Source organism: Pseudomonas sp. M2(2023), assembly GCF_030263955.1.
GTDB classification, from domain to species: Bacteria; Pseudomonadota; Gammaproteobacteria; order Pseudomonadales; family Pseudomonadaceae; genus Aquipseudomonas; species Aquipseudomonas asiatica.
Genome location: NZ_CP127114.1, coordinates 1796379 through 1808799, shown reverse-complemented (window position 1 = coordinate 1808799; position 12421 = coordinate 1796379). Strand labels below are relative to the sequence as shown.

Sequence of the window (12421 nt, the reverse complement as noted above, 5' to 3'; positions counted from 1 at the left end):
ACTGTATATAATCCCAGTCACTGTACAAAAAGACAGAGCGCTCACCATGTTGAAACTGACGCCACGCCAAGCCGAAATTCTCGCGTTCATCAAGCGTTGCCTGGAAGACAACGGCTTCCCGCCGACGCGCGCCGAGATTGCTCAGGAGCTGGGCTTCAAGTCGCCCAACGCCGCCGAGGAACACCTCAAGGCCCTCGCCCGCAAGGGCGCGATCGAGATGACCCCGGGCGCCTCCCGTGGTATTCGCATCCCCGGCCTGGAAGCCAAGGCCGAAGAAAGCGGCCTGCCGATCATCGGCCGGGTTGCCGCCGGTGCGCCGATCCTTGCCGAACAGCACATCGAGCAATCCTGCAACATCAACCCCGACTTCTTCCACCCCCAGGCCGACTATCTGCTGCGCGTACACGGCATGAGCATGAAGGACGTCGGCATCTTCGATGGCGACCTGCTGGCGGTACACACCTGCCGCGAAGCCCGCAATGGCCAGATCGTCGTGGCCCGCATCGGCGACGAAGTCACCGTCAAGCGCTTCAAGCGCGAAGGCAGCAAGGTGTGGCTGCTTGCCGAAAACCCCGAATTCGCCCCCATCGAAGTCGACCTGAAAGAACAGGAGCTGGTGATCGAGGGCTTGAGCGTCGGCGTCATTCGCCGCTGATCCAGGAGGCGTCATGCAGCAGTTCATTCACGTACCCGAGCAAGCTCAGTTGCCATTGTTCGAAGCATTCCTCGCCCAGCCCGTACTGCCTGGCCTGAAAGCCAGCGAAGTGGCGCGCAAGAGCAGCCAGCCCGAGCTGTTCAGCGAACTGTCGCTGCGCGGAGCCCCCGGGCATTGCCAAAGCCTGCTGGCACCCGTACTGCGCGAACTGAGCGAAGAGGACGAGACCCGCTGGCTGACCCTGATCGCCCCGCCGTCGAGCCTGACCCAGGCCTGGCTGCGCGATGCCGGGCTCAACCGTGAACGCATCCTGCTGCTGCAACCTCGTGGCAATCAAAGCCCGCTTCAACTGGCCTGCGAAGCCTTGCGTCTGGGCCGCAGCCACACCGTCGTCAGCTGGCTGGGCAATGTCAACGCCACTGCGCGCCAGCAATTGCTGCGCGCTGCCAGTGCCGGAAACGCACAAAGCCTGAACATCCGCCTCGGCTGATGTTCAGGCTTTGCCTGTCACTGCATGAAACCTGATGCCCTGCTGCACCTCAGTGCAGCACACGCGGCCCTTCATCACGCTCAAGCTCGCCATCCATCAGGCGACCGGCCATCTGCACGCCCACGCTAAGCATGGCCTTGGCCACTTCCACATGCTGACCCTGCAGGAACGCCTTGGCGTCTTCCGAGAAATCCAGGGTTACCAGAGAGCCCTCATCCTCGGCGCGACGCAGTTCGATGCGGCCATCAGGCAACTCGACAATTTCCAGAAACGACGTAGACATAAATGGCAGTTCTCCGCGAAAGGCCAGCATTGTACCAGCCGTAGCAGTTATCAGCACTCACTCAACGCGTCACGGAAACGTCTCACCAGGCCCTTGAGGTTGCTGCGCCAGCTTTCCAGTTCGGCACGCGACAGCGCCGGATGCTCGGGCTCATCGAGATTGACCGCCTGGATCAATGGCTGGGTAACGTCGGTTTTCGGCGTTTTTTTCGCGACCGGTGGTCGGAACAAATCGGCATAAGCACCAAGCATTTGTGCCAGCCAGGTTTCGCGCTGGCGGGCCAGCTCCAACAGCTCCGCCACTTCCGGGATGGCGATACCGTTCAGGGCGTCGTCAGCCAGTGCCTGCTCGACAGTTGCAACAACTGGCAGGCGGTAGAAGCCACCAATTTCATGACACAGGCCCAGCAATGCGCCGTAGAGATGGAACAGCGCCGACTCGCGTTCGGCCTGGACCAGGCCTTGTGCATTCATGGCCTGGCTTTGTTCGGCCTTGGCCATGGACTCCAGAGCGAGGCCGGCAAAGAACAGTTTCTGATTGGTGCGGGTGTAGAGTTCCTGGGCCATTTCAGTGACCTCCCTAAGGCTGCAAGGCGGATAGCTGCATCATAAATGATTGGGGCCGCTTTGCGCCCCTTCGCAGGCTTGCCTGCCCCCACAGGAATTGCATCAAGCCCAAGGCCTGCGCTGTACCTGTAGGAGCGGGCAAGCCCGCGAAGGGGCGCAAAGCGGCCCCAATTACAGCACTGACAGATCAGCGCTTGTCTTCAACCTTCCACGCATTGCCGTCGTAGAACGCCTTCCAGCCGGTCGGCTTGCCATCAACCTCGGACTGCACGTACTGCTCCTTGGTCTTGCGGCTGTAGCGGATCACTGCAGGGCGGCCTTCCGGGTCTTTCTGCGGCGCATCGCACAGGAAGTGGTACTTCGGATCAATCTCGTGTTTGTGTGGAACGATTTCCAGCACCAGCGGTGCACGGGTTTCGCGATTCTTGGGGAACTGGCTGGCTGCCAGGAACAGCCCCGAAGCGCCATCACGCAGCACGTAGGTATCGTCGACCTTCTCGCACTTGAGCTCTGGCATGTCCACCTTGTCCATCTTCGGTGGCGCCGCCTCGCCGCTCTTGAGCAGCTTGCGGGTATTCTTGCACGCCGGGTTGGTGCAACCGAAGAACTTGCCGAAGCGGCCAGTCTTCAACTGCATCTCGCTGCCACACTTGTCGCACTCCAGGCTCGGCCCTTCGTAACCCTTGATGCGGTAGTTGCCTTCCTCGATCTCGTAGCCCGCGCAATCCGGGTTGTTACCGCAGATGTGCAGCTTGTGCTTCTCGTCCAGCAGGTAGGCATCCATCGCCGTGGCGCAGATCGGGCAGCGGTGCTTGCCCAGCAACACGCGGGATTCCGATTCGCCCTCGTCGTCGGCGGCAATCTCGTCGCCCGGCACCAGGTTGACGGTGGCCTTGCAGCGCTCTTTCGGCGGCAGGCTGTAGCCCGAGCAACCGAGGAACACGCCGGTGGAGGCGGTGCGGATCATCATCGGCCGGCCACATTCCTTGCACGGAATGTTGGTCATGGTCGGTTGGTTGGCGCGCATGCCGTCTTCGCTGGACTCGGCGGTCTGCAGTTTCTTGCTGAAGTCGCCGTAGAACTCGTCGAGCACGTTCTTCCAGTCACGCTCGCCCTGGGCCACGTCGTCGAGGTTCTCTTCCATGTCGGCGGTAAAGCCGTAGTCCATCAGGTTGGAGAAGCTTTCGGACAGGCGCTCGGTGACGATGTCGCCCATCTTCTCGGAATAGAAGCGGCGGTTGTGCAGAGTCACATAGCCACGGTCCTGAATGGTCGAAATGATCGCCGCATAGGTCGACGGGCGACCGATGCCACGCTTTTCCATTTCCTTGACCAGGCTGGCTTCGGTGAAGCGCGCCGGTGGCTTGGTGAAGTGCTGGCTCGGGTCGATCTGGATCAGCTTCAGCGCTTCGCCCTGGACCATTTCCGGCAACACGTCGTCTTCGCCAGGCTTGCTCTGTTGCGGCAGCACACGGGTGTAACCGTCGAACTTGAGGATACGGCCCTTGGCACGCAACTCGAAGTCGCCTGCAGCCACGGTGACGCTGGTGGACAGGTATTGCGCCGGCGGCATCTGGCAGGCCAGGAACTGGCGCCAGATCAGCTCATACAGGCGCTCGGCGTCACGCTCCATGCCACTGAGCTTGCTCGGGTGGGTGTTCACGTCGGAAGGACGAATCGCTTCGTGCGCCTCCTGGGCGCCTTCCTTGCTGCCGTACACCAGCGGCGCCTCGGGCAGGTACTGCTTGCCGAACTCTCGCTCGATGTAGCTGCGCGCCATATCCAGGGCGTCGGCCGACAGGTTGGTCGAGTCGGTACGCATGTAGGTGATGTAGCCGGCTTCGTACAAGCGCTGGGCCATCATCATGGTTTTCTTCACACCGAAGCCCAGGCGGTTGCTGGCGGCCTGCTGCAAGGTGGAGGTAATGAACGGTGCCGACGGCTTGCTGCTGGTCGGGCGGTCTTCGCGCTTGACCACGCTGTAGCTGGAAGCCTTGAGCTTCTCCAGCGCGGCCATGGCCTGGGCTTCGTTCAGCGGTTTGAAGGCCTCACCCTTCTCGCGGGCCACTTCGAAACGCACCTTGGCGTTCTTGGCGGTGCCGAGGTCGGCGTGGATTTCCCAGTACTCTTCCGGGATGAACGCGCGGATTTCACGCTCGCGCTCCACCACCAGCTTCACCGCCACCGACTGTACACGGCCGGCGGACAGGCCACGGGCGATCTTGGCCCACAGCAGCGGCGAAACCATGTAGCCGACCACGCGGTCGAGGAAACGCCGCGCCTGCTGCGCGTTGACCCGGTCGATATCCAGCTCGCCCGGCTGCGAGAAGGCTTCCTGGATGGCCTTCTTGGTGATTTCGTTGAACACCACGCGCTTGTAGCGGGTGTCGTCGCCGCCGATGGCCTCGCGCAGGTGCCAGGCAATGGCTTCCCCTTCGCGGTCCAAGTCGGTTGCGAGATAGATGGTGTCGGCGTCCTTCGCCAGGCGGCGCAGCTCTTCGATCACCTTTTCCTTGCCAGGCAGGATCTCGTACTTGGCCTTCCAGCCGTGGTCGGGGTCGACGCCCATGCGTGCCACCAGCTGGCGGCGGGCCTTTTCCTTCGGCGACAGGGCCGGAGCCTCACCCGCGGCCTTGCCACGCTTGGCGGCTGGCTCTTTGCTGGCGCTGGCCGAACCGCTGGTGGGGAGGTCTCGGATATGGCCGATACTCGACTTCACCACGTACTGGTTGCCCAGGTACTTGTTGATGGTCTTGGCCTTGGCCGGGGATTCCACAATGACCAGCGATTTGCCCATGGATCGGAGTATTCCTGAATCTGAAGATAAAAAACGCGTCAGGTGCCAGACGCGGCACCGCTATATATAGTGGCAAAAGTGTGAGGTCAAGTTCGGACTATCACTCGTGCGACTTGCCCAGCAACCCGGGCAGCCCCTCTTCGGCCTTGACCAAAGCAAAGCGTGGCACCTGCTCGCCGTCAACCTCGACGGACTCCTGGAACATCGAAAGTGGCCGTACCCAGAAGCTGTAATCACCATACAGGCATTGGTAGAACACCATCCACTCTTCGCTCTCGGAGTGCCGCGCAACACTGAAGACACGGTACTCAGGCCCTTTGTAATGCCGGTATACGCCTGGTTGTATCTGCATGTTGCCCACCCTCTTGAATAAAACCTGTAAAAAACAAAACCGGGGCACAAGGCCCCGGTCGCTGTCCCGCTACGCGATCAGACGCGTTCGAAGACAGTGGTGATACCTTGGCCGAGGCCGACACACATGGTCGCCACCCCCAGGGTACCGCCATTCTGCTTCATGACGTTGAGCAGGGTGCCGGAAATCCGTGCCCCGGAGCAACCGAACGGGTGGCCCAAGGCAATGGCGCCGCCGTGCAGGTTAACCTTCTCATCCATCTTGTCGAGTACTTTCAAGTCTTTCAGCACTGGCAGGGCCTGTGCAGCGAAGGCTTCGTTGAGCTCGATGAAGTCGATGTCGGCCATGGTCAGGCCAGCACGCTTGAGGGCTTTCTGGGTCGACGGCACCGGGCCGTAGCCCATGATTGCCGGATCGACACCAGCTACCGCCATGGAACGGATGACCGCCAATGGCTGGATACCCAGGTCCATGGCGCGCTGGCCGGACATGACGATCATGCACGATGCACCGTCGGTGATCTGCGACGAGGTACCGGCAGTGACGGTACCGCCTTTCGGGTTGAACGCCGGCTTCAGCGACGCCAGGCCTTCGAGGGTGGTTTCCGGGCGAATGGTTTCGTCGAAATCGAACACCTTCAGGAAGCCGTTCTCGTCGTAGCCCTGCATCGGGATGATTTCATCCTTGAACTTGCCTTCTACCGTGGCCTTGTGGGCCAGCTGGTGCGAACGCAGGCCGAACAGGTCCTGCTGCTCACGGGTGATGCCGTGCATCTTGCCGAGCATTTCCGCGGTCAGGCCCATCATCCCGGAAGCCTTGGCGGCATGCAAGGACAGGTGCGGGTTGGGGTCGACGCCATGCATCATGCTGACGTGGCCCATGTGTTCCACGCCACCGACCACGAATACATCACCGTTGCCGGTCATGATCGCCTGGGCGGCGGTGTGCAGCGCGCTCATCGACGAGCCGCACAGGCGGCTGACGGTCTGCGCCGCGGAGGTGTGCGGGATCTGGGTCATCAGCGAGGCCATGCGGGCGATGTTCCAGCCCTGCTCGAGGGTCTGGTTGACGCAGCCCCAGATCACGTCCTCGACTTCTTTCGGGTCGACCTTGTCGTTGCGTTCCAACAGTTTGCTGATCAGGTGCGCCGACATGTCTTCGGCGCGGGTATTGCGGTGCATGCCACCCTTGGAGCGGCCCATCGGCGTGCGACCGAAGTCGACAATCACCACGTCTCTTGGATTCAGGCTCATATCAAATCTCTCGCTCTAGCTCGTTGACCGCTCAGTTGAAGAAGCGCTGGCCGTTCTTGGCCATTTCACGCAGCTTGGCGGTCGGGTGGTACAGCGGCCCCAGGTCGGCGTATTGATCGGCCAGGGCAACGAATTCGGCCACACCGATCGAGTCGATGTAGCGCAGCGCACCACCGCGGAAGGGAGGGAAGCCAATGCCGTAGACCAGGCCCATGTCGGCTTCGGCAGCGGTTTCGACGATGCCGTCTTCCAGGCAGCGCACGGTCTCCAGGCACAGCGGGATCATCATCCAGTTGATGATGTCTTCGTCGGTGACTTCACGCTGCTCGAAGACGATCGGCTTGAGCACGTCGAGCACGGTGGCGTCGGCGACCTTCTTCGGCTTGCCGCGCTTGTCGGTTTCGTAGGCGTAGAAGCCCTTGCCGTTCTTCTGGCCCAGGCGGTTGGCCTCGTAAAGTGCGTCAACGGCCGAGCGGCGCTCGTCCTTCATGCGGTCCGGGAAGCCTTCGGCCATCACGTCGCGGCCGTGGTGGCCGGTGTCGATGCCGACCACGTCCATCAGGTACGCCGGGCCCATCGGCCAGCCGAACTTTTCCATGACCTTGTCGATACGCACGAAGTCGACACCGGCGCTTACCAGCTTGGCGAAGCCGCCGAAGTACGGGAACAGCACGCGGTTGACCAGGAAGCCCGGGCAGTCGTTGACCACGATCGGGTTCTTGCCCATTTTCTTGGCGTAGGCCACGGTGGTGGCAACCGCCACTTCACTGGACTTCTCGCCACGGATGACTTCCACCAGCGGCATCATGTGCACCGGGTTGAAGAAGTGCATGCCGACGAAGTTTTCCGGGCGCTTGAGCGCCTTGGCCAGCAGGTTGATGGAAATGGTCGAGGTGTTGGAAGCGAGGATCGCATCGTCCTTCACCTGGGCTTCCACTTCAGCCAGCACGGCCTGCTTGACTTTCGGGTTTTCGACCACGGCCTCGACGACGATGTCGACATTGGCGAAATCGCCATAGGACAGGGTCGGGCGAATGGCGTTGAGTGCCTCGGCCATCTTGGCCGGGGTCAGGCGGCCCTTCTCGACGCGATTGCCGAGCAGCTTGGAGGCCTCGTTCAGGCCCAGCTGGATGGCTTCCTCGCGGATATCCTTCATCAGGATCGGGGTGCCCTTGACCGCCGACTGGTAGGCGATGCCGCCACCCATGATGCCGGCGCCGAGCACGGCGGCCTGCTTCACGTCGTGGGCGATTTCGTCATGCGCCTTGGCCTTGCGCTTGAGTTCCTGGTCGTTGAGGAACAGGCCGATCAGGCTTTCGGCAACCGAGGTCTTGGCCAGCTTGGCGAAGCCTGCGGCTTCCACTTCCAGGGCCTTGTCACGACCGAAGTTGGCAGCCTTCTGGATGGTCTTGATGGCTTCGACCGGGGCTGGGTAGTTAGGGCCGGCCTGGCCGGCGACGAAGCCCTTGGCAGTCTCGAAGGCCATCATCTGCTCGATGGCATTGAGCTTGAGCTTTTCCAGCTTGGGCTGGCGCTTGGCCTTGTAGTCCAGCTCGCCACTGATGGCGCGTTTGACCAGGTCAAGGGCACCGGCCATCAGCAGTTCAGGCGCGACCACGGCGTCGACGGCACCCACTTTCAGGGCGTCCTCGGCACGGTTTTCCTTGCCGGCGGCGATCCATTCGATGGCGTTGTCCGAACCGATCAGGCGCGGCAGGCGCACGGTACCGCCGAAGCCCGGGTAGATACCCAGTTTGACTTCCGGCAGGCCAATCTTGGCGCTGGTGGACATGACCCGGTAGTCGGCGGCCAGGCACATTTCCAGGCCGCCGCCCAGGGCGATGCCGTTGATGGCGGCGACGGTCGGCACTTCGAGGTCTTCGAAGGCGTTGAAAATGCGGTTGGCTTCCAGGTTGCCGGCGACCAGTTCGGCCTCGGGCAGCTTGAAGTTGTCGACGAACTCGGTGATGTCGGCGCCGACGATGAACACGTCCTTGCCACTGCTGACGATCACGCCCTTGACCGAGGCGTCGGCCTTGATGGCATCGACGGCCTGGCGCAGTTCGTTCAGGGTCAGGCGGTTGAACTTGTTGACGGACTCACCCTTGAGGTCGAACTTGAGCTCGACGATGCCACTTTCAAGAGCCTTAACCGTGATGGCTTTACCTTCGTAAATCATCAACTGATCTCCACGATATGGAAGCTGAACTGTACACGCCGATCGCTGCAGCAAAAGCAGGCCTAGCTGCCCTGCCCCAGGCACACCCGTCAGCGCGCTAGTCGGAAGTATGGCTTGGCGTCATGACATACAAACGCTCAATTCATACGCCCGTTTGATTTGGGTGTGCACACATTCTCCGAAAAGATCGGCGTTGTCAAATGCTCGCGAGCAAGGTGAAAACACGACTTTCCGGTCATTTTGTAGCGTCCCGGTACAAAACGTGATGACAGTGATTGCTGACCATTCATGTCAGCGATTGACCACGAACCGCAGAAGAATGCTGCAGCCTTTGCCTTGCGCGGCGGCCTTGAACGGCTACACTGGCACTTGCTTGAATGCATACCCGGCCTGCCTGGCCTTTTCTGCGCAGCAGAACGCAAAGCGGCGACTTGGCACCCCACCCCTTCAGGGGTCGGCCAAGCCGCCGCTTTGTCGTTATGTGCTTGCCTTCGGATGAGAAGACCAATGGGAGGGCTTAGCGGGGCCCTGTGGGAGCGGGTTTACCCGCGAACACCGGCAAAGCCGGTGCCATCCACCGAGTCGCCTTTTTCGCGGGTAAACCCGCTCCCACAGGGGCCGCGCAAAGGCAAATTTCAGGCCAGGGTTTCGAGGACGTGGGCAATATCCTGCAACACAGCGGTATCACCCCGCTCGGTCCAGTACAGCGCGATCATCCGGGCATCGGCCTCGACCTTGTAGACACTCGCCGGCAAGCGCGCCAAGGCCTCCATGAAGCGTGGGTCCTCGCAGGGCTCACGCCACTGGTTCCACCACACCCCCGGGGTGATCTGCCAGAAGCTGAAGCTGTCCTCATGCCCGCGGCGACGGGCCCGGTGGTATTGCGGGCACGGGCTTGGCGGTTCCTTTTCCAGCCAGTGCGGCCACTGCTGCGGCGCCAGCTGCATGGCCAAACCCATGCGCCGAGCCTCCAGGCGCAGCTTCATCTGCTCGCTCTGCTTGCGCGAGGTGCGCAGCCAGGAAAGCGGGCTGAGAATCAGCGCGAGGATTGACACCACCAGCAATACCGTCATATCAGTAGTTCCCATAAAACGTTGCAAATGAGCTGGTTAGCCATTTTTCACGGAAGACCCGCCCGAAAGCGACCATACTTCTTCTATCGCGATTGTCAGGAGTTCCGCTCATGTCCTACGAACATCTTCTGGTCGCCGTCGACCTGACCGAAGAATGCGACCCGGTGATCAAACGCGCCATGGCGCTGGCCGCGCCGTCGAATGCCAAGGTTTCGCTGGTACACATCGTCGAGCCGATGGCCATGGCGTTCGGCGGCGACGTGCCGATGGACCTGTCGCAGCTGCAACAGCAGCAGTTCGACCAGGCCAAGGAGCGCATGGACCGCCTGTTCAACAAATACCCGGACATCCACCGCGGCGACTCGCACCTGACCTATGGCCAGCCGCGCCAGGAGATTCACCAACTGGCCAAGGACCAGAAGTGCGACCTGATCGTGGTCGGCAGCCATGGCCGTCATGGCCTGGCGCTGCTGCTGGGGTCCACGGCCAATGACGTGCTGCATGGAGCGCCGTGCGATGTACTGGCGGTGCGGTTGCAGAAGAAGGAATGATTCAACCAGTGCCGGCCCTTTCGCGGGTGAACCCGCTCCCACAGGTACTGCACCGCGCTCAACAGCGGTGCGGTCCTTGTGGGAGCGGGTTCACCCGCGAAGAGGCCGGGCCAGGCTAACGCCGATCAGCCTTCCAGCTCGGCCCAACGCTCCACCAGCACATCCAGCTCACCCTGCAGCTTCTCGATCTTGGCCAGCACTGCCGAGGTTTCCGCAATCGGCCGCTGATAGAAGCCCGCCGCATTCACTTCTTCCTGGGCCTCGGCCATGCGCTGCTCCAGTTCGTCGATCTGCCCCGGCAGCATTTCCAGCTCACGTTGCAGCTTGTAGCTGAGCTTCTTCTTCGAACCCTCGGCCACCTCTGCAACCGGCGCAGGCGCCGGCTTGGCCTCGACCTTCTCCACCACCGCACTGTTGAGCTCGGACTTGCCGCCCTTGCTCTCGGTCACGCCCAGCAGCTTCGGCGAGCCCCCTTGGCGAATCCAGTCCTCGTAACCACCGACGTATTCACGCACCTTGCCCTCGCCTTCGAACACCAGGGTGCTGGTGACGACGTTGTCGAGGAAGGCCCGGTCGTGGCTGACCATCAGCACGGTGCCCTTGTAGTTGGACAGCACCTCCTCGAGCAGCTCGAGGGTTTCCACGTCCAGGTCGTTGGTCGGCTCGTCAAGCACCAGCAGGTTGGCCGGCTTGCTGAACAGCTTGGCCAGCAACAGCCGTGCACGCTCGCCACCCGAGAGCGCCTTGACCGGCGTACGGGCACGCTGAGGGCTGAACAGGAAATCGCCCAGGTAGCTCAGCACATGGCGGTTCTGGCCGTCGATCTCGATGAAGTCCCGGCCTTCGGCCAGGTTGTCGATAACGGTCTTTTCCAGGTCGAGCTGGTGGCGCATCTGGTCGAAATAGGCCACTTCCAGCTTGGTGCCGCGCTCGACCTTGCCTGCGGTCGGCTCCAGGTCACCGAGCATCAGCTTTAGCAACGTGGTCTTGCCGGTACCATTCGCGCCCAGCAGGCCGATGCGGTCCTCACGCTGCAGGACCATGGAGAAGTCCTTGACCAGCACAGGCCCTTCCGGGTGATGGAAGCTGACGTTCTCCAGCACCATTACCTGCTTGCCGGACTTTTCCGCCGCCTCGATCTGGATGTTGGCCTTGCCCTGGCGCTCGCGGCGTTCGCTGCGCTCCACGCGCAGGGCCTTCAGTGCGCGTACGCGGCCTTCGTTGCGGGTACGGCGGGCCTTGATGCCCTGGCGAATCCATACCTCTTCCTGGGCCAGACGCTTGTCGAACAACGCGTTGGCGGTTTCCTCGGCGGCCAGTGCGGCCTCCTTGTGCACCAGGAAGCTGGCATAGTCGCCGTTCCAGTCGATCAGGCCGCCGCGGTCCAGTTCCAGGATGCGGGTGGCCAGGTTCTGCAGGAACGAACGGTCGTGGGTGATGAACAATACCGCGCCATTGAAGCCGCGCAGGGCCTCTTCGAGCCAGGCGATGGCACCGATGTCCAGGTGGTTGGTCGGCTCGTCGAGCAGCAGCAGGTCGGGCTCCGACACCAGCGCCTGGGCCAGCAGCACGCGGCGGCGCCAGCCACCGGACAGTTCGGCCAGGGTCTTGTCGGCCGGCAGCTGCAGGCGGCTGAGGGTGCTTTCCACCACCTGCTGCAGGCGCCAGCCGTCACGGGCTTCCAGCTCGTGCTGGACGTGCATGAGTTTTTCCAGGTCTTCATCACCCTGGATGTTCAGGCTCAGGTGATGGAACTGCGCCAGCAGATCGCCCACACCATCCAGGCCTGCGGCCACCACATCGAACACCGTGCGCTCGTCGGCCACCGGCAGCTCCTGCGGCAGCTCGCCGATCTTCAGGCCCGGGGCACGCCAGATTTCGCCGTCGTCGCCCTTCTGCTCGCCCTTGACCAGGCGCAGCATGCTCGACTTGCCGGTGCCGTTGCGGCCGATGATGCACACCCGCTCGCCACGAGCGATCTGCCAGGACACTTTGTCCAGCAGCGGCATGGCGCCGAATGCGAGGGACACATCGCTGAATTTGAGCAGGGTCATGTTGGTCTCCATAAATCGGGCGCGCATTCTACCTGACTTGGCCCCCGACGGCATCCGCCTGGTCATCCGGCAAGGGCTTTGCGACATCTGGTCGAACTTAATATCCCGATACAAGCACAGTGCTTTCACCCGCCGCCGGCAAACAGCTAAGCTAAGGCAATAGCTTCC

11 protein-coding genes are annotated in these 12421 nt (G+C 62.0%); 3 read left to right on the top strand and 8 right to left on the bottom strand.

What is annotated here, in order from left to right; genetic code table 11:
- Positions 1-46 precede the first annotated feature (46 nt).
- Positions 47-655 carry a transcriptional repressor LexA gene (gene lexA, locus QN085_RS08365; protein ID WP_004376420.1) on the top strand — a complete coding sequence of 203 codons (609 nt, stop codon included), beginning with the start codon at positions 47-49 and terminating at the stop codon, positions 653-655.
- Positions 656-668: 13 nt separating this feature from the next.
- Positions 669-1145: an SOS-induced cell division inhibitor SulA gene (gene sulA / locus QN085_RS08360; RefSeq protein WP_013971717.1), complete on the top strand. Its 477-nt coding sequence runs from the start codon at positions 669-671 to the stop codon at positions 1143-1145.
- A gap of 49 nt (positions 1146-1194) precedes the next feature.
- Here sulA and QN085_RS08355 read toward each other — a convergent pair whose 3' ends face one another.
- The 7 genes from QN085_RS08355 to QN085_RS08325 form a co-directional block, all read right to left on the bottom strand.
- The gene (locus QN085_RS08355) at positions 1195-1428 is read right to left on the bottom strand and encodes a hypothetical protein (protein ID WP_004376430.1); all 234 of its coding nucleotides are present in this window, start codon (positions 1426-1428) and stop codon (positions 1195-1197) included.
- A gap of 50 nt (positions 1429-1478) precedes the next feature.
- Positions 1479-1994, bottom strand: a complete 516-nt coding sequence (locus tag QN085_RS08350; RefSeq protein ID WP_031324481.1) for a DUF6586 family protein — start codon at positions 1992-1994, stop codon at positions 1479-1481.
- A 187-nt stretch (positions 1995-2181) separates the two neighbouring features.
- The gene (gene topA, locus QN085_RS08345; RefSeq protein WP_015269531.1) at positions 2182-4791 is read right to left on the bottom strand and encodes a type I DNA topoisomerase; all 2610 of its coding nucleotides are present in this window, start codon (positions 4789-4791) and stop codon (positions 2182-2184) included.
- Between the two features lie 100 nt (positions 4792-4891).
- Positions 4892-5143, bottom strand: a complete 252-nt coding sequence (locus QN085_RS08340) for a DUF1653 domain-containing protein (protein WP_023661154.1) — start codon at positions 5141-5143, stop codon at positions 4892-4894.
- A gap of 77 nt (positions 5144-5220) precedes the next feature.
- The gene (fadA, locus tag QN085_RS08335; RefSeq protein ID WP_013971712.1) at positions 5221-6396 is read right to left on the bottom strand and encodes an acetyl-CoA C-acyltransferase FadA; all 1176 of its coding nucleotides are present in this window, start codon (positions 6394-6396) and stop codon (positions 5221-5223) included.
- Positions 6397-6427: 31 nt separating this feature from the next.
- Positions 6428-8575, bottom strand: a complete 2148-nt coding sequence (gene fadB / locus QN085_RS08330) for a fatty acid oxidation complex subunit alpha FadB (protein WP_023661155.1) — start codon at positions 8573-8575, stop codon at positions 6428-6430.
- Between the two features lie 635 nt (positions 8576-9210).
- Positions 9211-9648 carry a hypothetical protein gene (locus QN085_RS08325; RefSeq protein ID WP_013971710.1) on the bottom strand — a complete coding sequence of 146 codons (438 nt, stop codon included), beginning with the start codon at positions 9646-9648 and terminating at the stop codon, positions 9211-9213.
- 110 nt (positions 9649-9758) lie between these two features.
- On the opposite strand from QN085_RS08325, the gene QN085_RS08320 reads away from it, so the two are divergent.
- On the top strand, positions 9759-10199 hold the full coding sequence (locus QN085_RS08320; protein WP_013971709.1) for a universal stress protein: 441 nt from the start codon (positions 9759-9761) through the stop codon (positions 10197-10199).
- Between the two features lie 125 nt (positions 10200-10324).
- Here QN085_RS08320 and QN085_RS08315 read toward each other — a convergent pair whose 3' ends face one another.
- Positions 10325-12253, bottom strand: a complete 1929-nt coding sequence (locus tag QN085_RS08315) for an ATP-binding cassette domain-containing protein (protein ID WP_031324482.1) — start codon at positions 12251-12253, stop codon at positions 10325-10327.
- Positions 12254-12421 lie beyond the last annotated feature (168 nt).

Excerpts from the sequence above, each read along its gene's own strand:
- QN085_RS08315 (WP_031324482.1), bottom strand. The coding sequence starts at position 12,253 with ATGACCCTGCTCAAATTCAGCGATGTGTCCCTCGCATTCGGCGCCATG.
- QN085_RS08325 (WP_013971710.1), bottom strand. The coding sequence starts at position 9,648 with ATGACGGTATTGCTGGTGGTGTCAATCCTCGCGCTGATTCTCAGCCCG.
- lexA (WP_004376420.1), top strand. The coding sequence starts at position 47 with ATGTTGAAACTGACGCCACGCCAAGCCGAAATTCTCGCGTTCATCAAG.
- topA (WP_015269531.1), bottom strand. The coding sequence starts at position 4,791 with ATGGGCAAATCGCTGGTCATTGTGGAATCCCCGGCCAAGGCCAAGACC.
- QN085_RS08320 (WP_013971709.1), top strand. The coding sequence starts at position 9,759 with ATGTCCTACGAACATCTTCTGGTCGCCGTCGACCTGACCGAAGAATGC.
- fadB (WP_023661155.1), bottom strand. The coding sequence starts at position 8,575 with ATGATTTACGAAGGTAAAGCCATCACGGTTAAGGCTCTTGAAAGTGGC.
- sulA (WP_013971717.1), top strand. The coding sequence starts at position 669 with ATGCAGCAGTTCATTCACGTACCCGAGCAAGCTCAGTTGCCATTGTTC.
- QN085_RS08340 (WP_023661154.1), bottom strand. The coding sequence starts at position 5,143 with ATGCAGATACAACCAGGCGTATACCGGCATTACAAAGGGCCTGAGTAC.
- QN085_RS08350 (WP_031324481.1), bottom strand. The coding sequence starts at position 1,994 with ATGGCCCAGGAACTCTACACCCGCACCAATCAGAAACTGTTCTTTGCC.
- QN085_RS08355 (WP_004376430.1), bottom strand. The coding sequence starts at position 1,428 with ATGTCTACGTCGTTTCTGGAAATTGTCGAGTTGCCTGATGGCCGCATC.
- fadA (WP_013971712.1), bottom strand. The coding sequence starts at position 6,396 with ATGAGCCTGAATCCAAGAGACGTGGTGATTGTCGACTTCGGTCGCACG.